The sequence below is a fragment of the Cedecea lapagei genome (assembly GCF_900635955.1).
Taxonomy (GTDB): Bacteria; Pseudomonadota; Gammaproteobacteria; order Enterobacterales; family Enterobacteriaceae; genus Cedecea; species Cedecea lapagei.
This window is the reverse complement of sequence record NZ_LR134201.1, coordinates 3,985,998-4,007,759: the sequence shown is the minus strand read 5'-3', so window position 1 is coordinate 4,007,759 and position 21,762 is coordinate 3,985,998. Positions and strand designations below refer to the sequence as shown.

The 21,762-nt window shown below is 52.7% G+C and carries 19 protein-coding genes, 1 tRNA gene and 1 pseudogene; 9 read left to right on the top strand and 12 right to left on the bottom strand.

Annotated features, from left to right (window positions below):
• Positions 1-277: 277 nt before the first annotated feature.
• A pseudogene (locus tag EL098_RS19480) lies at positions 278-511 on the top strand (hypothetical protein); the annotation flags it as partial.
• 40 nt (positions 512-551) lie between these two features.
• On the opposite strand, the gene EL098_RS19475 reads toward EL098_RS19480, so the two are convergent.
• The 5 genes from EL098_RS19475 to EL098_RS19455 form a co-directional block, all read right to left on the bottom strand.
• Entirely contained in the window at positions 552-1,349 is a 798-nt protein-coding gene (locus EL098_RS19475) for an anti-sigma factor family protein (RefSeq protein ID WP_126357688.1), read from the bottom strand.
• The gene (locus EL098_RS19470; RefSeq protein ID WP_126357687.1) at positions 1,346-1,894 is read right to left on the bottom strand and encodes a sigma-70 family RNA polymerase sigma factor; all 549 of its coding nucleotides are present in this window, start codon (positions 1,892-1,894) and stop codon (positions 1,346-1,348) included. Before EL098_RS19470 ends, EL098_RS19475 begins: the two co-directional genes overlap by 4 nt.
• Entirely contained in the window at positions 1,872-2,408 is a 537-nt protein-coding gene (locus EL098_RS19465; RefSeq protein ID WP_126357686.1) for a tetratricopeptide repeat protein, read from the bottom strand. Before EL098_RS19465 ends, EL098_RS19470 begins: the two co-directional genes overlap by 23 nt.
• 17 nt (positions 2,409-2,425) lie before the next feature.
• Positions 2,426-3,016 carry a cytochrome b gene (locus EL098_RS19460; RefSeq protein WP_197718526.1) on the bottom strand — a complete coding sequence of 197 codons (591 nt, stop codon included), beginning with the start codon at positions 3,014-3,016 and terminating at the stop codon, positions 2,426-2,428.
• A gap of 112 nt (positions 3,017-3,128) precedes the next feature.
• Positions 3,129-4,223 (bottom strand): adenosylhomocysteinase, encoded by a 1,095-nt coding sequence (locus EL098_RS19455; RefSeq protein ID WP_164716944.1) that lies wholly within the window; start codon positions 4,221-4,223, stop codon positions 3,129-3,131.
• Positions 4,224-4,448: 225 nt separating this feature from the next.
• Between EL098_RS19455 and EL098_RS19450 the strand changes: the two genes are divergently transcribed.
• Complete coding sequence (locus EL098_RS19450) at positions 4,449-5,033, top strand: histidine phosphatase family protein (RefSeq protein WP_126357685.1); 585 nt, start codon at positions 4,449-4,451, stop codon at positions 5,031-5,033.
• 58 nt (positions 5,034-5,091) lie between these two features.
• On the opposite strand, the gene EL098_RS19445 is transcribed toward EL098_RS19450, so the two are convergent.
• The 3 genes from EL098_RS19445 to EL098_RS19435 form a co-directional block, all read right to left on the bottom strand.
• Positions 5,092-6,765: a carbohydrate porin gene (locus EL098_RS19445; RefSeq protein WP_126357684.1), complete on the bottom strand. Its 1,674-nt coding sequence runs from the start codon at positions 6,763-6,765 to the stop codon at positions 5,092-5,094.
• A gap of 89 nt (positions 6,766-6,854) precedes the next feature.
• On the bottom strand, positions 6,855-8,177 hold the full coding sequence (locus EL098_RS19440) for a PTS sugar transporter subunit IIC (protein ID WP_126357683.1): 1,323 nt from the start codon (positions 8,175-8,177) through the stop codon (positions 6,855-6,857).
• 131 nt (positions 8,178-8,308) lie between these two features.
• Positions 8,309-8,623: a PTS sugar transporter subunit IIB gene (locus EL098_RS19435; protein ID WP_126357682.1), complete on the bottom strand. Its 315-nt coding sequence runs from the start codon at positions 8,621-8,623 to the stop codon at positions 8,309-8,311.
• 195 nt (positions 8,624-8,818) lie between these two features.
• Here EL098_RS19435 and EL098_RS19430 point away from each other — a divergent pair, with 195 nt between their 5' ends.
• From EL098_RS19430 to EL098_RS19405, 6 genes are all read left to right on the top strand, one after another.
• Positions 8,819-9,526 carry a GntR family transcriptional regulator gene (locus EL098_RS19430; RefSeq protein WP_126357681.1) on the top strand — a complete coding sequence of 236 codons (708 nt, stop codon included), beginning with the start codon at positions 8,819-8,821 and terminating at the stop codon, positions 9,524-9,526.
• 410 nt (positions 9,527-9,936) lie between these two features.
• A complete protein-coding gene (gene bglK, locus EL098_RS19425; RefSeq protein ID WP_126357680.1) occupies positions 9,937-10,830 on the top strand; it encodes a beta-glucoside kinase BglK in 894 nt (297 codons plus the stop codon).
• 10 nt (positions 10,831-10,840) lie between these two features.
• Positions 10,841-12,271, top strand: a complete 1,431-nt coding sequence (locus EL098_RS19420; RefSeq protein WP_126357679.1) for a 6-phospho-beta-glucosidase — start codon at positions 10,841-10,843, stop codon at positions 12,269-12,271.
• 398 nt (positions 12,272-12,669) lie between these two features.
• Positions 12,670-13,119, top strand: a complete 450-nt coding sequence (locus EL098_RS19415) for a cupin domain-containing protein (RefSeq protein ID WP_126357678.1) — start codon at positions 12,670-12,672, stop codon at positions 13,117-13,119.
• A 296-nt stretch (positions 13,120-13,415) separates the two neighbouring features.
• Positions 13,416-15,107, top strand: a complete 1,692-nt coding sequence (locus EL098_RS19410; RefSeq protein ID WP_126357677.1) for a methyl-accepting chemotaxis protein — start codon at positions 13,416-13,418, stop codon at positions 15,105-15,107.
• A gap of 164 nt (positions 15,108-15,271) precedes the next feature.
• Positions 15,272-15,571, top strand: coding sequence for a DUF1889 family protein (locus EL098_RS19405; protein WP_126357676.1), 300 nt, complete (start codon positions 15,272-15,274; stop codon positions 15,569-15,571).
• Between the two features lie 173 nt (positions 15,572-15,744).
• Here the strand turns inward: EL098_RS19405 and EL098_RS19400 are convergent, their stop codons facing one another.
• Complete coding sequence (locus tag EL098_RS19400; RefSeq protein WP_126357675.1) at positions 15,745-16,359, bottom strand: YagU family protein; 615 nt, start codon at positions 16,357-16,359, stop codon at positions 15,745-15,747.
• Between the two features lie 703 nt (positions 16,360-17,062).
• Positions 17,063-17,138, bottom strand: a tRNA-Ile gene (locus EL098_RS19395).
• A gap of 126 nt (positions 17,139-17,264) precedes the next feature.
• Between EL098_RS19395 and mug the strand changes: the two genes are divergently transcribed.
• Positions 17,265-17,771, top strand: a complete 507-nt coding sequence (mug, locus tag EL098_RS19390) for a G/U mismatch-specific DNA glycosylase (RefSeq protein WP_126357674.1) — start codon at positions 17,265-17,267, stop codon at positions 17,769-17,771.
• 147 nt (positions 17,772-17,918) lie between these two features.
• Here the strand turns inward: mug and rpoD are convergent, their stop codons facing one another.
• Both rpoD and dnaG read right to left on the bottom strand, forming a co-directional pair.
• A complete protein-coding gene (gene rpoD / locus EL098_RS19385; RefSeq protein WP_126357673.1) occupies positions 17,919-19,763 on the bottom strand; it encodes an RNA polymerase sigma factor RpoD in 1,845 nt (614 codons plus the stop codon).
• A 150-nt stretch (positions 19,764-19,913) separates the two neighbouring features.
• A complete protein-coding gene (dnaG, locus tag EL098_RS19380; RefSeq protein ID WP_126357672.1) occupies positions 19,914-21,659 on the bottom strand; it encodes a DNA primase in 1,746 nt (581 codons plus the stop codon).
• Between the last annotated feature and the right edge of the window lie 103 nt (positions 21,660-21,762).

Genomic DNA, 21,762 nt, shown 5'->3' with positions numbered 1-21,762 from the left:
TTTTTGTGAACAGCTATTAATATCGGTTTCGGAGAGTTTATGAACCATTTACCTTCAGAATTAAAATCAAAAAAGAAAGAAGTTATCTATCAGGTGCTTGCTTATTTCATTGCTGTCTTGTTCATTACCACGGTTTTACATTCCATTGATCAATCATGGGGTATCATATCAATCCCATCATCGCTGGCAAATATAATAGTTAGAATTTGTGTAATTCACTCATGCTATAGATTGTCATTATTTTTAGTTAAAAAAATTTTCGGATTACTCAGCATGTAAGACCATAACGGCGCGGGCGTTGTACAAACGGCCCAGTTTTTTACTGCTTGATGAAGCAACCAGTCACCTGGATGTGGAGAGTGAAATTCACATTGGCCAGGCGCTCCGGGCCTCGGGGACGGCGGTTCTACTGATAGCCCACCGCCAGGAAACGCTGGCCTCGGCCGATCGTGTTCTGCACATGGATAGCGGTGCATTTGTTCACCAGGTAGCAGGGCGCAGCAAGAGCTAATGCACCTGGACGAAGATAAAAAAACGACATCTGTGAAACCTCACACTAGCCGCTGCAGCAGCAGCTCGCCACTTTCCTGCAAATCCTGCTGCGGGTTGCGGCCTATCAGCACATATTCATACCCTTTGCTGCGCCACCAAACCAGGTTAAGGCCGCGGCGAACTTCATGCTTCAGCGTGGGGCTGTCGTCCCCTTTGCTGCGGGAAATACACAGCGCCATCGGCCCGTAGCTGGCGTGCAGATAAGCAATCTGTGCGATGGAGGTGCTGTCGTAGCGCAGCATTCTTACGCTTTTTAGCTCGGCTTCCGGGAGCTCCACTTTAACCTGCTGGAGCGTCAGGCCGATATCCTGCTGCATACGGTTCAGGCCATTTTGCAGCGCCTGGGGCGTAACGGTGATGTCGGCCAGCGTTTCGGCGCTGTAGAGTGACATGTACTGGGCAATCAGATCGCGAATCTCAGGTTCACCGCTGAGCTTTTGCTCACCGGGGTGAATAAAACGGCCTGCCAGCACGCCCACGGCGAGAAAACTGAGCGAAGCCGCTATCAGACTGCGGCGGCTTACGCCCTTAGTCTGCGAATTGATGTTCACCGGCTGGTGTAGCAGAACGTTCAGCTTCTCCTGCATGCGGCTCACGGGGGCTTCCTCCAGAAGTGGAGCAAAAGCCTGTTCCCAGGGCTGATTGCTTTGCATGAGCTGTTCAACGCGGGCGGCCAGGTCTGCATCGTTATTCAACTGCCGTTCAAAGGCGCTGCGTTCATCGTCGCGCATTTCGCCGTCCAGCCAGGCTACGATAGCCTCATCACTCCACGGAGCGGAGAAGGATTGACGCGTCATTTGAGCTCCTTCTTCATCGTAGGCATCAGGTGTTTTGCCAGCGTCAGGCGTGCGGCGGCCAGGCGGCTCATCACGGTGCCAATGGGGATCGCCAGCGTGTCGGCGGCTTCCTGGTAGGTAAAACCTTCAACATAAACCAAAAACACGGTATTGCGCTGGGCTTCAGGCAACTCGCTGACCTGCATCAGTAGGGCGTGATACTGATGTTTGTCTTCGGTACTTTCGCTGTCTGCCAGCTGACTGAGTTCGTCACTGTCGACAAAGCCTTGCCCCTGGCGAACGCGCAGGGCGCGAATTTCGTTGATCCAGATAGAGTACAAAATCGCAAATAGCCAGCGGTCGATCCGGGTGCCGGACTGAAACTGGCTGCAGCGCTCCAGAGCGCGCACGCAGGTGGACTGAACCAAATCTTCAGCCACGTCGCGATTGCGGGACAGCACCATGCCGTAACGCCAGAGGCGGGCAAGGTGCTGTGCCAGCTGTAACCGAACTTCGTTGACGGTGATTTTTATGTCCTCAGTCTCAGGACTCCGGGTGCCCGTCAATGGCGGCTTTTAAATCGCGATACTCCTCGCAGCCGGTTCCGCAGAGCGTTTTAATGGTAGACAACTGGGCTTTCGCCAGGTCAGGGCGGCCCTTAATCATCCACGCTTCACCGAGGTATTCGCGCACTTTGGCATAGTGCGGGTCCAGGGCGATGGAACGCTGATAATAGCCGATTCCTTCGTCGGTGCGCCCCAATTTTCTTGTGGCGTAACCCCGATAATTCCAGGCTTCACGCGTGTTGGGCTGCTGCAGGGTATCCAGCAGGTTTAATGCCTCCTGGTAGCGGCCGGATTTTGCCAGATGGTAAGCATATTGCGTTTTATCGCCGTCGCTCAACATGCTGCTCTTTTCCACCGTGCAGGTTTTCGTTTTGCTGTCGTACACCTGACCTTTCGGGCAGTCCGGCGTTTTAGCGTCATCGTCGCCCATGGCGCTGGCGGCGGCGGAATAGAAAAGCCCGCTGGCAACCAGGCACAGCAGAGGCAGCAGTTTACGAGGTGAATGCGTGTTCATGGTGTTGTCCTGTAGGGTTAGCGAGAGTTGCCTTTGCAGGCGGGGAGCATGCGGCGTAGCGTGCCGTCACGCAGAACATAGTGGTGAAGCAGGGCAGCAGCGGCATGCGCTCCGGCCAGCAGGATCAGAGCCCAGGCCACATTGTTGTGCAGCATCGCCAGGGTATGGCGCAGCGTAGGATCGATGTTAAATACGTCCGGGACCTCAAAGAGGTTGAAGAACCAGAACGGCTCGCCCTGCGCCCAGCGGAACAGGAAGCCAAGCGTGGCCTGCGTCAGCAGCAGGATATAGAGCACGCCGTGGGTAGCATGGGCGGCGAGGCGAAATGCGCCCGGCATCGGCACTTTTTCAAGCTTTCTCGACGGTGAAAAAGCGGCGCTGATGCGCCAGACCAGCCGGACTACCATCACCGCGCCAAGCAAAATGCCGAACGAGATGTGCAGTGACTGCAGGCCTTTACGCAGCGGGGTTCCGCGTTCAAGGGCTTCCCAGATGTGTGCGCTGGCGAACAAAAATATCACGCAGAAGGCGGTGATCCAGTGCAGGGCCATGCTAAAGGCGTCGTAGCGCTTGCGGGGCGGCGCAGCTTCGGTGGGCAGGTAACTCATGATTGTCTCTTCCTCAGGTTCTTGTAAGGAGTAAACAATCGGGGAGGTGAAATTATTCGGTGAAAACGAAAAAAAAGTCAGGCACTCCTGAGAGGCCTGACTAAATAAGGGCTTACAGCGCTTTTTCCCACACCGACTGCGGCAGCAAGTACACGGCTTTTTCTGCGTGCTGTCCGTCGGTCACGATGTGCCTGATGCCGCTAGCCATCACGGCGAGCGTCACGTCGAAGGCGTTAAGGCTGTCGCCGAAGCCTGCGGTCAGGTTGAGCATTGAACCGTTCGCCATCAGGTAAAGCGTTTTGCCGTTAAGGTGGTAAGCGTTGATAAACGGCATCACCTCTTCGGTCGGGTATTGCTGCAGATAGCCGCAGTCGATCTCTTCGGCAACGTGACCCACGTTCAGCACAAACACGCCGTCTTTGGCTTTATCCAGTACCGCCGCGCTGACGACTTTTTTTGCGCCAGTTGCGGTAGCAATCACGTCGGTGGTGGCAATCACGTCATGAATATCAACCACGTGCCAGCCGTCGTAGGCAGCCTGCAGGCGGCGGGCCGGATCTAACTCGGCAACCATCACCTGGCCACCGTAGGCTTTGGCGGCGGCGGCAACGCCCTGGCCTACCAGGCCGTAGCCAATCACCAGCACTCTCTTTTCGTGCAGGGTGAGGTGGGTGGTCTGGAAGAAGGTCTGCCATGCGGTGAGGCCAACCATATGGCGATTATGCAGGCCTTCTTTTACCGGCAGATCGTCCCAGTTAAAAATCGGATAGCCGGGGCGCAGATCCGCGAGGCGGTTGACGCCGGAGCCGGTGGCCTCCAGGCAGGCAACCACATCGCCAAATTCGCCGCGCTGGTGCAGTAGCGTGGTGATGTCCGCGCCCATCTCGCACAGATGGGTTGGGCGCCAGTCGATGGCTTTTTCCCACGAGTTATGCCAGTCGGCATGACTCATGTTGCGCCATGCGCAGGCCTCTGCCCCGGCGGCGACCAGGTAAGCAACAACGTCATCCTGCACGGTGGTCGGGTTGCAGGTGGTGAGGAAGACTTTGGCATTTTTCTTCAGCAGGCCTTCAACCAGAGGGATCATTTTCAGGTCGAGATGCATATTGCAGGCAATGCGTACGTGGCTTAAGTCGGGCAGCGCCTGAACCTGTTTAAGGGTGCGAACCATGTGGCGGGTAGACCACGCAATCTCTTGGTTAAACATCTCGCTCTGGGTACTCACGGCTGCTCCTTATTAATTATTTGTTTTTAATGATTTTTATAGAATATATCATCGCGTTAAGCGGCATCAGAATAGCAAAACGGCAACCGGTTGTTAACCGGCGAAGCTGGCCCGGCTGGCGTGACTTCTGCTTACCAAAGTTTTGTTTTATCGCACGGTTTATTCTTTATATTAGGCGCTTCGTCCCCTGATAAAAACGAGAAAAAGATGATCAAAAAAGCGCTTGTGGTATTGCTAAGCAGTGCCTTATTGACCCCGATGATAGCGAAGGCCGACAGCACGATAGTGTTCTTACGCCACGGAGAGAAGCCGGCTAACAATAGCGGGCAGCTCACCTGCAAAGGGCTAAACCGTGCGCTGCAGCTGCCGTCGGTTTTGTTGAGCCAGTACGGTAAACCGGATGCTATCTACGCCTCCGCGCCAAAAGAGAATAAAACCGGCAGCTCGCTGCGCCCGCTAACCACCATCACGCCGACCGCTATTCGCCTTTCTCAGGCTATCGACCTGCATTATCACGCTGAGCAGACGGACGGGCTGGTGGATGACTTACTGAAAAACCAAAGCAGCGGTCGCCTGACCTTTGTCTCCTGGGAGCATAAAAACCTGGTGATAGCGGCGCAAAAGCTGGTGACGAAAACGGGCGGCGATCCTGCCGTGGTGCCAAAATGGTCCGGCAGTGATTTTGATTCGCTCTACATCATCAAACTGGATGATAAACAGCGCTTTAAATCCTTCACCCGCGGCGCTGAAGGGCTGAATAACGTGCCGGACAGCTGCGCGGGCGCAAGCTGACAGAAAAAGAAAAACCCGTCTTGGTAGACGGGTTTTTTATGCGCTTAGCGGCCGAGAATTACCACCAAACTTCAGCCTGAACGCCCGCCATAAACTCAGTCTTACTGTCGTCGTTAAAGCGGAAGTTTGACAGCTCGTTATCCAGGATATTCAGGTACGTTCCGTAGAAACGAATTTCAGGACGCGAGCCGAGCAGGCTCGGGCCAACCTTTAGAGCATGGTAGAGCGTGGTTTTGTAACCCGACTCTTTCAGATTCACGCCCTGCTCGGTTTTGTTTTTCTGGGTAAACCAGCTCAGCTCCAGGCCGGTCTGGTTCCAGGTGTCCCAAATCCAGGCCGGCCGGATAACGGCGCGGATGCTGTTGAAGTCGCTGTGGGCACCACTTTCATAGCTATAAACATCTTCACCCTGGGAGTAAACCAGCGCGTTAGCCATGATTATCCTGTCCGCGAGATACATTTCGCCCTGCGAAATCAAACGCCAGGCCACGCCGTCAGTCTGGTCGCCGTAGTAATAGCGACCCGGCGCCATCGAGTTGCTGGCACCCGAGAAGTTCGCGAAGCTGCTGGCATAAGAGTTATTGGCGACCTGCAGGGTGAATTCGTTGAAGGCGTCACGCGGCAGATCCTGACGAATGATGGCCGTCGCCATCCAGGTATCCTTCAGCTTGAAGAAGGAGCCGTTATCCTCATTGGATTTCTGGTCGTCGGTTTTATTCGCAAAGGCGTATTTACCCATCAAAGAGAGCGAGCCTTTTTCCCACAGCGGAATGTTGCGGTAGCGGAGGTCAACCGAGTTGGTGTTCATTTGCGTAGTGTGGCTGAAGTCACGGGAATAAACGTCAACGTCGTTGCGGCTGAGGGAGGCGTCAAGCTGGCCAACGCCCAGGTTCCAGTTTTGGATCCCCACGGCGGCGGCCACCTGGGTAGTTAAAGATTTCCAGTCGAGCATCTGGATTTCATATTCTGGCAGCTTGTGTTTACCTACCCAGAAGTCTGCTTCCGGGGCAAACGGCAGGAAACCTCGGGTCGTCAGGAAAATATCGCTGAACTGCATGATATTTTCGTTGCCGCTGTTATCCCCAAACCAGGCGTCGTTATATTGCTCACCGACGTTGCCGTCGTAGGTCACGATGGCGTTGGCGGTTTTCCCGTCCTGGTTGTAGACGCGCTGGTTCAGCGTCAGGTCGAACCAGCCACTCATCTCGTTACCAAAACGCCCGAGCGACCCGGCGGCGTAGGTCTGCGCTGAACCACGGTTTGCTGCTGCCCAGCCGGAGCGGAAATAGCCTTCGTAGCTAAAGCCAATATCATCTTTAATGTATTTGCTGATGTCTTTCAGGGTGACGTTTTGTACGCTGGTTTTGCCCCCTTCGTTATTGACGACGGCTACTCTCTGTGTGCCTTTGACCGGCGTTGGTGCCGGTTTAGTGCCGAGATGATTATTTTCATTCTCGATGTTGTCGGCTACCGGAGAATAGACCGTCGGGTTTACCTGCGCCGAAGCGGACTGGACGCTATTGCCTGCAGGCTGCAGCTGAGCAACCTTATCTTTATAAACAGCTAACTCTTTCTGCGTTTTAGTTAATTCTGATTTGTTCTCTGATAATTGTCTTTCAAGAAGCTCCAGACGCTGCTCAACCGTTAATTTTGCCGCTATTACGCTGGTTGAGGATAACGCCAGAAGGATGGATGAAGACAATAAGCTAACCTTCAATAAACTTGAATTCATAGAATGTCCCAGAAGTATAATTATTATTTGCCTCCGGCTTGAACAGACGGAGGCGGGTAAAAATTAAATTGCTATCATCGGTTTATTTATTACTGCGCCGCCTGCGCTGCATTTACCTTATTGGCGGCCATAACGAACGGTAAATAAATTAGCGTGGAGATGGCCAGGCACAGCAGCCCGACAATCAGCGCCATCCAGTTCCCCCCGGTGCCAAAGAAGGCGATAAGCGGTCCTGGCGTTGTCCAGGGAACGGCGTAGGCAATTGGCGGAATAATCTCCAGCGTCACGAAGGTGTAGCCGACCAGAGAGTTTACGAAAGGCACCATTATGAACGGAATAATCAGGATCGGGTTCAGCACGATGGGCAGGCCGAAAATCACCGGTTCGTTGATGTTAAACAGACCGGGCACGAAGGCCATTTTGGCCAGATCTCGGTAGTCGGCGCGGCGGGAGGCGATAAAAATGGCCAGCAGCAGGCCGAGCGTCATCCCCGAGCCGCCGTAGTTGGCGAAGGCGTCGTTAATGCTGCCCCAGGTGATAGGGTATGGCGCGCCCCACGTGGTGCCGTTGGAGGCGGCAAAAGAGAGGTTTTCGAGGTTAGCTTCGGAGAAAATCGTCTCGCGAATGGCCGCCGTGGTGTTCGGCCCGTGAATACCCAGCACCCACAGGAAGTTGGTGACGACGCCAAGCACCAGCACCGCGACGATATTGGTGCCCATGTTTTTCAGCGGCGCCTGAATCAGGGTATAAATCAGCTCGTTCAGGCCGTTAGGCGAGATTTTCGTCAGGCAGTAGTTCAGCACCGAGAAGAAAATCATCACGAAGAAAATAGGGATCAGCACCTTAAAGGAGCGGGCTACCGCAGGCGGTACGGCGTCCGGCATGGTGATGGTAATTTTCGGGTTGCGCGCCAGGCGGCAGAAAATTTCCCCGGTAATCAGCGCCACAATCACCGCGACAAATAGCCCCTGGGGCCCAAGATACTGGGTCGTCAGGTACGATTGCCCACCCATCATCTGATAAGGCGTATAGACGACAAAGAACGCGCCGATAGCGGTCAGACCGCATAGCAGGTCGTCCTGCTGATAGCTGATAGCGATATTACGTGCGACCAGGAAGGCAATCATGATCGACATAATATTAACCGACCCGTTCATGACCGGTGAAAATATGTTTTGGGCTTCCGCTAAATTAGGGAAAAGGACGCCAAGATGGAGCAGTGAAGCAATAAAACCATCCGGGGAAAGAATGGCAAAGTTGATCAGTACGATCAGCGAACTGGCCATTACGATAGGAAAAGATAAAATAAAAGCATCACGGATGGCCGAGACGTGTATCTGAGAGTTTAATTTAATCGCAACAGGAACAAGAAGTTTTTCCATGCCGCGCTCAAAGGCATTCATTATACTCATGATGCGCCCTTTATAATGAGAGATATTGATGGAGATGTAAATTTATCGAGCAATCCCCTTTGCTGACGAAAGGAAATACGACGATAAACCTCATCAATTTATCAGTAAGTTATTATTTTGATAGCACAGAATTAGTGGCCGTTGAGCAGGCCTATAGCAGTATCGAGCACGAACTTTCCATCCATTTGCCCATAATGTTTCATATCGATTACCGACACAGGAATTTTTCCCTGAGCAATTTCCTCGATTTCATTTTTTTGGAAACGAACCTGAGGACCCAGCAGGATCACATCGGCTTCATTTTTCTTTATTCTTTCTTTCGCTTCTGCAATCGCCAGGGCGTTAATATTAACCTCAATATTTCCCGCCGCTGCGTGATCCTGCATTCTTTTAACCAGCATACTGGTGGACATGCCTGCCGCACAAACCAATAATATATTTTTCATTTTTCGCCTTAATGCTTTGTTGATAATCAGTCAGGGGCTAACTTAAAGAATATCAATTTATTCATCTGCCATTTCGATCACAGTTAGTCACCCCCGAGTGGTGCAAAAATAAGTAAAAAAATGAACGTGTATTGAGCTTTTGATATGGATGAGATAGTAATTGATTGTTTATAAAGGCATTAAGGAGGTTCAAAAGTGGTTTACAAAGATGTTGTTAACTTACTAAAAAGCAGGATCAGCAGCCCGACTTACAGTATCGGCGACATCCTCCCTGCGGAAAAAGAGCTCGCTGAATTCTATAATGTCTCTCGCAATACTTTACGTAAGGCACTGAAAGTATTAGAGGATGAGGCACTTATCGAGCGCAGGCATGGCTCTGGTACCTATGTGCGTAATAAGCATTTTCAGGCTTCGGTCACTCACCTGGACAGCTTTACGGAGATTGCCAGAAGTGAGGGGAAAAAACCGTCCAGCCAGGTGCTGAGATTTGAGCTGCAGCAGGCATCGGAAGAGATCGCGAGCCGCCTGCAGCTGGCCATCGGCGAGCCGGTTTATTACGCCAAAAGATTGCGCCATATCGACAATGTGCCGATGCAGCTGGAGGAGACCTGGCTGTCAGTGAACCGCTTCCCTGACCTGACGGTCAATCACATGAAGCGCTCGAAATTTTCCTACATTGAAGACGAATGCGGCGTAAAAATTCACGGCTGCTACGAGGCGTTCCAGCCCGTTCTCCCGTCAACCGAGATTGCCAAAATGCTGCACATCAGCACCCGCGATCCCATCATCCGTATGGAAACGCAGTCCGTTGACGCAAGCCACAGCCCGATTGATTACTCGATCCTCTACACTAACGTGTTCGAATTCCAGGTGAAGTACTTCCTGCCCCGCAAGGCGGGCTAGCCGCTGCGGGCGAAAAGCCCGTCTGCCGCGGCACAGTGCCGGGTCAGAGAGGGGGGCTGTGGGTCGCTCATTCGCAACGTCGGTCACAGTTCTGCTTTAAAAAGAGGTTCAGTAATATCCATTAAAGTGAACCTGTTCCCCCTGCAGGCTGAAAAGTGGATTTAACTCGCTGTATATCCTGATTTTTAACAGGTTCAAAAGTTGTTCAGTCCGGGATGCCCCGCCTATTGCCTGATGCGTCTGCCATTGATTAATATTTTCTTCGTCATCGCAGCTGAAAATTAAAAACTGGAACCGTCAATCTTCTTACACTCCTTTTACCAGGCATGTATATGACCGGGACAGAAATAATTTCTGTGCTATAGCGGAAATAAATCCCGTGTCGGAAATATGCAGGAGGAATTAACCGTATGAATATCGCCGCATTCGATATCGGTGGTACCGCCTTAAAAATGGGGATCATAAGCCCGCAGGGCGAGGTGCTGGAAAAAGGCAAAGAGACGATTAACGACAGCGACGGCGAGCAAATCTTAAAGGCTATCCTGGCGTGGATTACCGCTCACCCTGGCTGTGGAGGGGTGGCGATCAGCGCCCCTGGCTATGTGAATCCGCATAGCGGATTTATTGAAATGGGCGGCGCTATCCGCCGCTTCGACAATTTTGCCATCAAAGAGTGGCTGGAACAGCGCACGCAGCTTCCCGTTGCCATTGAAAATGACGCCAACTGCGTACTCCTTGCCGAACGCTGGCGGGGCAAGGCGGCTGAGATGAGCAATTTTCTTGTTCTTACCATCGGCACCGGCATCGGCGGCGCGATTTTCTGCAATAACCAGCTGGTACACGGCGCGCGCTTTCGGGCGGGCGAGTTTGGCTACATGCTGACCGAGCGGCCAGGCCCGCGTGATGTTCGCCGCTACACCATGAACGATACCTGTACGCTGAGAACCTTACGCAAAGACTACGCTGAGTATGTCGGGAAACAGCTTGAGGACGTCAGCGGAGAAGAGATTTTTGACCGTTTTGACGAGGGAGATGTGGTCTGCCAGCGCCTGGTGACCGCGTTCTTCAACGACCTTGGCACCGGCCTTTATAATCTTGTGAATCTCTTTGACCCGGAAAAAATTCTGCTCGGTGGCGGCATTGTTGAACGCCCTGGCTTCCTGGCATTGCTACGCGAGCACCTGACCTGGTTCACCATCGACGACTATATCGACACCGTCAGCCACGGCAACGATGCCGGACTCATTGGCGCGGTCTACCACTTTAATCAGCACTATCGGTCGCAGCAGGCGATCTCTAATTAAGGGAGAGAATATGTCTGGATTCAAAGAAGGTTTTCTGTGGGGCGGCGCGGTCGCGGCGCATCAGCTTGAAGGTGGCTGGAAAGAGGGCGGCAAAGGGATTAGCGTCGCTGATGTGATGACGGCCGGCGCCCATGGTGTCCGGCGTGAAATTACCGACGGCGTGCTGCCGGGGAAAAATTATCCCAACCATGAAGCGATCGATTTCTATCACCGCTATAAAGAGGATATCCAGCTTTTTGCCGAGATGGGCTTCAAATGCTTCCGCACCTCGATTGCCTGGACGCGAATTTTCCCATTGGGCGACGAGCTGGAGCCGAACGAGGCCGGGCTGCAGTTCTATGACGATCTGTTTGACGAGTGCCTGAAGCGCGGTATCGAGCCGGTGATTACGCTGTCGCACTTCGAAATGCCATATCACCTGGTGACCGAATATGGCGGCTGGCGCAACCGCAAGCTGATCGATTTCTTCCTGCGCTTCTCTAAAGTGGTCTTCACCCGCTACCAGCACAAAGTGAAGTACTGGATGACCTTCAACGAGATCAACAACCAGGCAAACTATCACGAAGACTTCGCGCCGTTCACCAACTCGGGCCTGAAGTATCAGCCGGGCGAAGATCGTGAGCCAGTGATGTACCAGGCCTCACACTATGAGCTGGTTGCCAGCGCTCTTGCTGTTCGCGCCGCCCGTGAAATCAACCCTGCGCTGCAGGTTGGCTGTATGATTGCCATGTGTCCCATCTACCCGCTGACCTGTGCGCCGGGCGACATGATGATGGCGATGAACGCGATGCACCGTCGTTACTGGTTCACCGACGTTCACGTTCGCGGTAAATATCCGCAGCACCTGCTGAACTACTTTGAGCGCCGTGGTTTTGATCTGGATATCACCGACGAAGATCTTGCCGCGCTTGCCGAAGGCTGCGTCGATTATATCGGCTTCAGCTACTACATGTCGTTTGCGACCAAAGCCAGCGCCGATAACCCGCAGTTTGATTACGATGAGTCTAAGAGTCTGGTCTCTAACCCGTACGTGCAGAAGTCCGACTGGGGCTGGCAGATTGACCCGGTGGGCCTGCGTTACTCCCTGAACTGGTTCTGGGATCACTACCAGCTGCCGCTGTTTATCGTGGAAAACGGCTTTGGCGCGATTGACGTTGCGCAGAATGACGGTTTTGTTGATGACCAGTACCGTATCGATTATCTGTCCGCTCACGTTGCGGAGATGAAAAAAGCCGTTGTTGAAGACGGCGTTGACCTGATGGGCTATACCCCATGGGGCTGTATCGACCTGGTTTCCGCCGGGACGGGCGAGATGAAAAAACGTTATGGCTTTATCTATGTTGATAAAGACAACGAAGGCAACGGCAGCCTGAACCGCAGCCGCAAAAAGTCCTTCCAGTGGTATAAGGACGTGATTGCAAGCAATGGCGAAAAGCTCTGATAATCTGTAATGCTGACAGACTGAACGCTGGCTTTTGAAAGCCGGCGTTTTTAATTTTAGCCTCCCCGCCAGCTTGCCCGAATGCCCGCTTTTCTTCTTGTTATAAGCTAAATTTTTGTTATCACTACCTGTGATTAGCTTATTTAGCTATTAGTCATTCTTTTTTGGTTTAATGCGAGTTGAATCTCCCCTCACTTTAAATAAATAGTGACGATAAAGCTCTGGTTTTAATCTGACTCATTTTCTGTATTTATATTTAATTTATTAACTAAATAAACTTATGGCGTATGATGTTGACGAAATCTACGGCCTCTGATGTACTAGCCCGACATTTATTTTTTATCCAGGTGAGTTATTCCACAGAATGGCTCCAGGTGAAATTAACGCTGGACATTATCATGAAGAAAATAGCACGGCTTGTGCTGGCGACTGCAGGGTTGTTGATTGCAATGGTTGGGCATGCCGAAGAGTCTAAAAAAGACGGCAGTGAACACCGTATTCCGGCCATCAAACTCATTAATACGCCAGAGAATCACTCTGCATTTGTGAAAGGCTCTATTCCTTCCCTGGCAAAGCTCTCCTCTCAGGGACTCTATTTCAGTAACACCTTTGAAGAGTGGCAGAAAGGCGTGCATCCAGCGCCTAAAAAACAGTACGTAGTGCCCCTCAAAGGCAAGCTCAGATTCAGGGTGAGCGACGGCTCTACGTTTATTCTCGAACCAGGCACGGTGCTGCTTGCAGCCGATACTGAGGGCGAAGGGCACAGCTGGGATATCGTCGACGGGAAGGAGTGGGTACGCGTGTATATCCCGGTGGGTGATGACGACCATTTCATCGCAGATAAATAATTAATCCGCACGGGAAACATTAATTTCAGCTCCGTTAACCACAGAGTGGGGCGGGGCTGCCACTCCCAAAAATAGTAGTTTTAATTTCATTTAATATATTTTTCATTCATTTCTTGTCATCGCTCTGTCATTATTTTATGCCGCTCAGGAGTTATAAATAATGACTAAAGAAGTCTCGGAAGCTGCCGATAAAAAATCCGATAATTAAAAATATACCGCCGCAACCGTTGATGTGATTTCTACCGATTACCTCCTCTTATTGCCTGCGATACAACCATAAAAGCTCAGAGGGATTTATGAATAAACTGAAAAATATGCGGCTCAGCACCATGCTGGGTGCCGGCTTTGCGCTGGTCATCGCCATTGGATTCTTTGTCGCACTATTTGCCAGAATGCAGCTGGTTTCTGTTGGAAATAACCTTAATTACGCAGCGAATGTCCGCCTGGTGAATTTGCTGCTGATCGTTAAAATTAAAGATAATATCACGGACAATGCCCACGATATTCGTGACATGGCGCTGTTCACAACGTTGCCGCACACCGAAGCTGAGAGCCGGGACTACATTACAAAAACCAACCTGCTGCTCGAAAAGCGCATCACCGACAACAACGTTCTTTTAAAGCAGCTGGATAAGGCGCTGAAGCTGAAGCGCTCCCGCGAGCTGTTCGACAATCTGAACAAGGTACGCCCGGCCTATTCCCAGGCGCTGCGCAAGGTGATGAGTGTGAGCGCTGCGGGGCAGTACGATGCAGCCCGGGCGCTGGTGATCAATGAAGTGATCGGCCCGCAGGCCAGAGTGCTCGATGCGCTGAGCGAGATGATTGGCGACCACTCAGGTACCACGGTAGCCATGTCGCGCAACTATGTTGATGAAGCCCACTTCTCAGGGAACCTGCTGCTGGTGATAACGATTATCAGCGCAGTTATAGGATCTTTGATTGCCTGGGGAATTGCGCGTGCGGTTAAAGGTCAGCTTGGCGGTGAGCCAGCTTATGCCTTCTCCGTTGCCAAACAGGTTTCTGAGGGGCAGCTCAATACCGCCGTGGCGTTGAAAAACGGCGACAGCAGAAGCTTGCTCGCCGCTATGGAGAGCATGCGCAACCGCCTGTTGGAAATTGTTCGTGAGGTGCGTGATAGCAGCCACTCTATTTCAATCGGCGCCAGCGAAATTGCGGCCGGCAGTACCGACCTCAGCCAGCGTACCGAAGAGCAGGCGGCCAGCCTGCAGGAAACGGCGGCCTCGATGGAGCAAATGAGCCAGACCATCCAGCAGAACGCTGAGACGGTGCGCGCCGCAACCCGTCTGGCAAATTCGGCAAGTGAAACGGCAACCCAAAGCGGAAATGCCGTCAATAATCTGGTGCTGACCATGCAGGAAATCAGCGATAGCTCGCAAAAAATAGGCGATATCATCAGCGTGATCGACGGCATCGCCTTCCAGACGAATATTCTGGCGCTAAATGCCGCCGTTGAAGCCGCTCGTGCGGGGGAGTCCGGGCGTGGTTTTGCGGTGGTTGCCGGGGAAGTTCGTTCCCTGGCGCAGCGCTCTGCTTCTGCGGCCAGTGAAATCAAAGTTCTGATTGAGGACAGTATGCGAACAGTAACTAAAGGATCGGAAATGGTGAGTTCTGCCGGCGTGACGATCGATGAGCTGGTACAGCAGTCCCACCGCGTGGCCGGACTTATCGCCGAGATTGGTGTGACCACGGAAGAGCAGGGGCAGGGTATCGATCAGATCAACGTGGCGATTACTCAGCTGGATCAGGTGACGCAGCAGAACGCCGCGTTGGTGGAGGAGTCAGCAAGCGCCGCGGAGAGCCTCAGCGATCAGGCCGCCAAACTGGTGCAACTGATGAGTATTTTTAATACCGGGCAGGCTATTGCGGCCGCCAATGCGCGTCTGGTTCAGGCTGCTCCCGCTTTAGTCACGAGCAAACCTGCGCTTGCTGCGGGCGGAGGTAGCTCCGATAACTGGGTGAAGTTCTAGGCGATTCTCTTCCGGTTTTTGTTAAATGGTAGCATTCTCGCGCGGCGTGAGGCCTGTATGGCCTCAAACGTGACTGACTGCGAAAAAATGAAGTTTAATTAATGGTACATTTGATATCGCGTAGTAAGTCTTATTGATTAAGTGGTTAATTTTAAGGATAAATTATGCCAACAGCGATTGATAAAGCATTAGACTTCATTGGCGGTATGAACACGTCGGCATCCGTGCCGCATCCTATGGATGAAAGCACTGCGAAGGGAATGTTCAGGTACCTGAAGCAGCTTGGCGTCCCGGCTAGCGCTGCCGATGTAACGGCGCGGGGCGTTCAGGAGGGGTGGAACGCAGATTTCACGAAAAAAGTAGCCGACTGGGCAAATAGAATTGAGTCCGGCGGCCGTGTCATCATTAAAAACCCTGAATATTTCTCCTCCTACATGAAGGAAGAGCTCCGGGCGTTGGTGTGAACTGACTATCCTGTAACCCGAAAAAGCAAAAAGCTGACGAGAGATCGTCAGCTTTTTTTGTTGTCACCCCTAAACTCCCTTCCGGGGAAGTGGTGATTGATCCTGTATGGCTAACCGGGGCGGTTCAAGTAATAGAAATGGCGCCATGACAACACCATCCCTTACGGACAAACTTATCTGGTTGAACCCAGAGGCACTTCAGGATCAGGCTCATGCGTAATTCTGTTACGTAGATCCCTTCGAATAATTTCAATGGACCAGAACCAGACTAAATGACCAAAGATTTCTGATACATTTTCATACCACGGAAGGTCGAAAAGAGGCGGGGTAAGCCCCAGAAGAGGGAAAGAAATCATATGGACGAACAGCTGTGCCAGTAAGCCAGCCAGTAACCCTTGCCAGAGTTTTATTTTCGGAAAAACTTCAGCGACAACACAATAGCCGACGGCGAAAACAATCGAAAAGATAATGTGAGTCACACCTACCCAGTTGAAGACATGTCCGGCAAACGTATAAACGGCAGCGTTGGGGTCAGCAAGCCCCAGCCAGTCACGCAAAAAAACATATGGCGGATTAAGGAAATTACGGGAGCAATCAATCTGTCCGGCGGCTCTGATCAATGATTCCGGACCGCAGGCAGCGTTGAACATGTCAGCCGGGCTACGGGGAGGCAGAGGAACTTCTGCGCCCCATTTTACGAACGCTGAAACGACACCTGCAATCAGGCCAATAATGATGGCCAAACCATAGTGTCTGCGGTTTTTTGGAGTTTGTTCAAATATGTTCATATTTCATCCTTGTATTAACCATAAAAAATACTAATTGATTCTGTGAACTATTTTGAGTCAATCGCCTGTCACATAAGGAGCTTCTGCCCGCGATCGCAAGGCTAAATCGTTATGCCTGCCTGTCGCAGTTTCTCTGTCAGCTTGAGGACATGTTCCAGATGCCTGAGGCCGTGGCTGCTGGCAGGCTGGAAAGTTTTTCAACAATCCTTCAGCATCTGGGATGACCATGCGGCAGGGCCGCAGGCTCTATACGTGGTGGAGTTGGCAACTGATGGAGCCAGGGCAAGTTGATTATCCACATAGGCTGTATGGTAAAAGTGGTTTATCCATTTTTTTTATGTGGATACTACTATGTGTTAGTCGATACCTTAAAGCAAAATGTGCGCAAGCCATAAGCGCTGGACAGAATGACCTGAACGTCTAATGTAGCGCAGGAGTTACGTTCCGGGGCTATCTGCCAGCTGACCAGGTAGAGGGATTTCGTTATGGACGCACTGGCTGGCGGTCGCAGGATCAATGGCCTTTGAGCATGGCGTGGAACTGCGGCTTATCCAGCCGGTTATTCCTGATTATGACTGGAGCATATTTGAGGTCAGGGTTATTAGTTTGTTGACCTAAAAACAGTGGCGTTATTTATGAGGGGATTCCTGGCATATCCCCAGAAAAGCAAAAAGCTGACGAGAGATCGTCAGCTTTTTTTGTCTGGTGGCCCCTGCTGGACTTGAACCAGCGACCAAGCGATTATGAGTCGCCTGCTCTAACCACTGAGCTAAGGGGCCGTGGCGCTGAATTATAATGTAACTGTCGATGGCAATCCAGCGCTTATATAACGTCTGCTGTTTTTATAAACAATGACGAATCAAACTCTTATACTATCAGCTGATGTATAAACCTGGGGAATAGATATGATTCATGACATCCTTGCACCGGGATTGAGGGTGGTGTTCTGCGGTATCAATCCCGGTAAGTCCTCGGCGCACACCGGTTTCCACTTTGCTCATCCAGGCAATCGCTTCTGGAAGGTGATCCATCAGGCGGGGTTCACCGAGCGCCTTTTGAAGCCAGAAGAAGAGCAGCATTTGCTTGATACCCGCTGCGGTATCACGATGCTGGTAGAGCGGCCTACGGTGCAGGCAAGTGAAGTGAAGCTGAAGGAGCTGCGTGACGGCGGTAGGGCGCTGGTGCAGAAGATGCTGGACTACCAGCCGGACGTACTGGCTATTCTCGGCAAGCAGGCCTTCGAGCAGGCATTTAACCAGCGAGGGGCTAAGTGGGGCAGGCAGGACATTACGATCGGCGAGACGGAAGTCTGGATTTTGCCGAACCCAAGCGGGTTAAACCGGGCAACGCTGGACAAGCTGACCGAGGCTTATAAAGAGCTGGACGAGTCGCTGGCGGCGCGCGGGCGGTAGGGTATTGCTGGGTGCTCTCAATCCGACCCTCATCCCGGTCCGCTCCCAGAGGGAGAGGGGGAATTAAAAGCCGTGCCAGAGGTGCAGAACACAGGAATTTAAAGCAAAAAAAAGCTCCCTGAGGGAGCTTTTTGTTTTCGGGAACGATTAATCGTCCAGGAAGCTACGCAGTACTTCAGAGCGGCTTGGGTGGCGCAGTTTGCGCAGAGCCTTCGCTTCGATCTGACGGATACGTTCGCGGGTAACGTCGAACTGTTTGCCCACTTCTTCCAGCGTGTGGTCGGTATTCATGTCGATACCGAAGCGCATACGCAGGACTTTCGCTTCACGCGCTGTCAGGCCAGCCAGAACATCGTGCGTTGCGGAACGCAGGCTTTCAGAGGTGGCAGAATCCAGCGGCAGCTCGAGGGTCGTATCCTCGATGAAATCGCCCAGATGCGAATCTTCATCGTCGCCGATTGGCGTTTCCATGGAGATAGGCTCTTTGGCAATCTTCAGCACTTTACGGATTTTGTCTTCCGGCATCAGCATACGCTCGGCTAACTCTTCCGGCGTTGGCTCACGGCCCATCTCCTGCAGCATCTGGCGCGAAATACGGTTGAGCTTGTTGATGGTCTCAATCATATGCACCGGAATACGGATGGTACGCGCCTGGTCGGCGATGGAGCGGGTGATAGCCTGACGGATCCACCAGGTCGCATAAGTCGAGAACTTATAGCCACGGCGGTATTCAAACTTATCAACGGCTTTCATCAGGCCGATGTTGCCTTCCTGAATCAGGTCAAGGAACTGCAGACCACGGTTGGTGTATTTCTTGGCGATAGAAATAACCAGACGCAAGTTTGCTTCAACCATCTCTTTCTTCGCACGGCGCGCTTTCGCTTCACCGATGGACATGCGACGGTTGATATCTTTTACCTGCTCGATGGTCAGGCCGGTTTCTTCTTCAATCTGGTGCAGCTTCTGCAGGCCGCGATGCACGTCATCAGCAACGTCGTGCAGCTTTTCAGACCAGGGCTTGTTCATCGCAATGGCCGCGTTGAACCAGGTTTCGCTGGTTTCGTTGCCGGTGAACAGCGTGATGAAGTTTTTCTTCGGCATTTTGCACTGCTCAACGCACAGCTTCATGATGATACGTTCTTGAGTACGAACGCGGTCCATCATGACGCGCATGCTGTTGACCAGATAGTCGAACTGTTTTGGCACCAGGCGGAACTGTTTGAACACTTCAGACAGCTGCAGGATTTCGGCTGCGGCATCCGCGTGGCTGCGGCCCTTCGCTTTGATGGTGTCGCGAGTCAGTTCATACTGCTTACGCAGTTCACCGAATTTTTCACGCGCCAGTTCCGGGTCGATGCTGTTGTCATCGTCGGAGCTGTCGTCATCAGACTCTTCGTCTTCGTCCTCATCATCGTCCATCTCTTCCTGAGAGAGTTCGGAGCCGACGTGAGTTGCGGTTGGCGCAAGGTCTTCTTCAGCGTTCGGGTCCACAAAGCCGGTGATAAGATCGGACAGACGCGCTTCTTCGGCTTCTACGCGATCGTACTGCTCCAGCAGATAGGTGATCGCTTCCGGATATTCGGCGACTGAGCACTGCACCTGGTTGATACCGTCTTCGATACGCTTCGCGATATCGATCTCACCCTCACGGGTTAACAGCTCAACGGTCCCCATTTCACGCATGTACATGCGCACCGGGTCGGTGGTACGTCCAATCTCGGACTCCACGCTGGACAGCACCTGAGCAGCCGCTTCTTCCGCGTCTTCATCGGTGTTGTTAGAGTTTTCAGCAAGCAAAAGATCATCGGCATCAGGGGCTTCTTCCATCACCTGAATGCCCATGTCGTTGATCATTTGGATGATGTCTTCGATCTGGTCGGAGTCGACGATATCTTCCGGCAGATGGTCATTGACCTCGGCATAGGTCAGATAGCCTTGCTCCTTACCACGTTGGACAAGAAGCTTGAGCTGTGACTGCGGGTTTTGCTCCATAAGACGGTATCCACACTTCAGTATTAGGGTTGTGTCGGTAGGCGTTGCCGCCAACAATAACGTACGAGGGCTGATTTATTTTTATGCCGCAGCCCGTCCGTGCGGCGTTCGGGGGTGACCCGATCAATGTTCGGCAGTTAAGCCGCGAATCTATTTTTTGGCGCGCGATTGCGTGATCACGCGAACTTCTTCACGTTCCGCCGGGGTTAGCCCCGTGGTCCTGGAACGTGCCATTAATTCTTCAAACCTTAGCTCCAGCGCCGACTCGAAAAGATGGTCCAGCGAGTCGGTGAACGTTTTTTCAGCAATGTCCTTATCTGCTATATCGTCCCACGCGGAGAGTTTTTCAAGGGTTGTGGCCTCATTTGTTCCACGATATTGCTCCAGCAGCTGCCCGGTAGTCAGTCCAGGCTGGGCCAGGCAGGCCTCAACCAGGCCGCTAAATAACGCCAGACCCGGCAGCTTTGTGGCATCCAGCCCGCTGAGTGGCGGAACCAGCGGTGCCAGTTCCGGATTTTGTACCAGTAACCCTATCAGTATACGCATGGTTGTGCGTTTTAGCTGAGGCGCCGGGCGAGGCGTTGAGCCTTCGACCTGTTTAGGCATCAGCTTTTCAAGCTGGCTGTCATCCAGAATACCGAGCTTATTGCCCAGCTCCTGACGCAGATAGATACGCAGCGTTTCGCCGGGTACCTGGCTAATCAGCGGCAGAGCAAGCGTGCTTAAGCGGGCTCTTCCGTCTGGCGTACTCAAATCAACCTGCGGCAGCAGGCTGTTAAACAGGAACGTGGAGAGCGGCTGAGCCTGCTCCATTCGCGCTTCGAACGCTTCCTTTCCTTCTTTACGCACCAGCGTATCCGGGTCTTCGCCGTCGGGCAGGAACATAAACCGCAGCTGACGACCGTCTGTCATATAAGGTAGCGCAGTTTCCAGCGCACGCCACGCCGCGTCCCGTCCCGCGCGATCGCCGTCATAGCAGCACACTACGTTATCCGTTACCCGGAACAGCAGCTGAATATGATCGGCGGTTGTGGAGGTGCCAAGGGAGGCGACGGCGTAAGAAATGCCGTACTGCGCCAGCGCCACCACATCCATATATCCTTCGACTACCAGAAGACGCGCCGGTTCCGGCTGGCTCTGCTGGGCCTCATACAGGCCATACAGCTGGCGGCCCTTGTGAAAAATGTCGGTTTCCGGGGAGTTCAGGTACTTCGGCAGGGCGTCGCCCAGCACGCGTCCACCAAACCCGATGACCCGGCCGCGTTTGTCGCGAATCGGGAACATGACTCGCTCGCGAAAGCGGTCATAGCTGCGGCCCTGGTCGTTGGTGACCAGCATGCCGGCGTCCGTTAGCGCCTGGCGATTTTCACTGTTGCCGCCAAAGCGTTTAAGCGCATTGTCCCAGCCCGGAGGCGCATAGCCGATGGCAAAGTGGTTAATCACTTCGTCGCTCAGGCCACGCTTACCCAGATACTGGCGCGCCGGTTCCGCGGCGGGCTGCTTCAGGGACTGCTGATAGAAGGCATTCAGGCCGTCCATCAGCTGATACAGGCTCTGGCGCTGATGCCGCTCGATCTGGCTTGGGCCGTTGCCAGACTCGTACGGCACTTCAAGATTGTGCATGGTCGCCAGCTCTTCAACGCTTTCAACAAACTCGAGCTTGTCGTAGTTCATCAAAAAGTCGAGGGCGTTACCGTGCGCGCCGCAGCCAAAGCAGTGGTAAAACTGTTTATCACCGTTCACGGTGAAAGAGGGGGTTTTCTCGTTATGGAATGGACAACATGCGTGGTAATTCTTGCCCTGCTTTTTAAGCTTCACGCGAGCATCGATCAGGTCGACGATGTCGGTGCGAGCGATCAGGTCATTGATAAAAACACGCGGGATTCGTCCAGCCATAGGCCCCATGCTATATCCGTCATCTCTCAGGCTGTGGCCTAAAAGCTCAGGGATATGTCAGTTTATAAACGAGAATAAGCCGCGCATTCCTTTCGGAAGCACG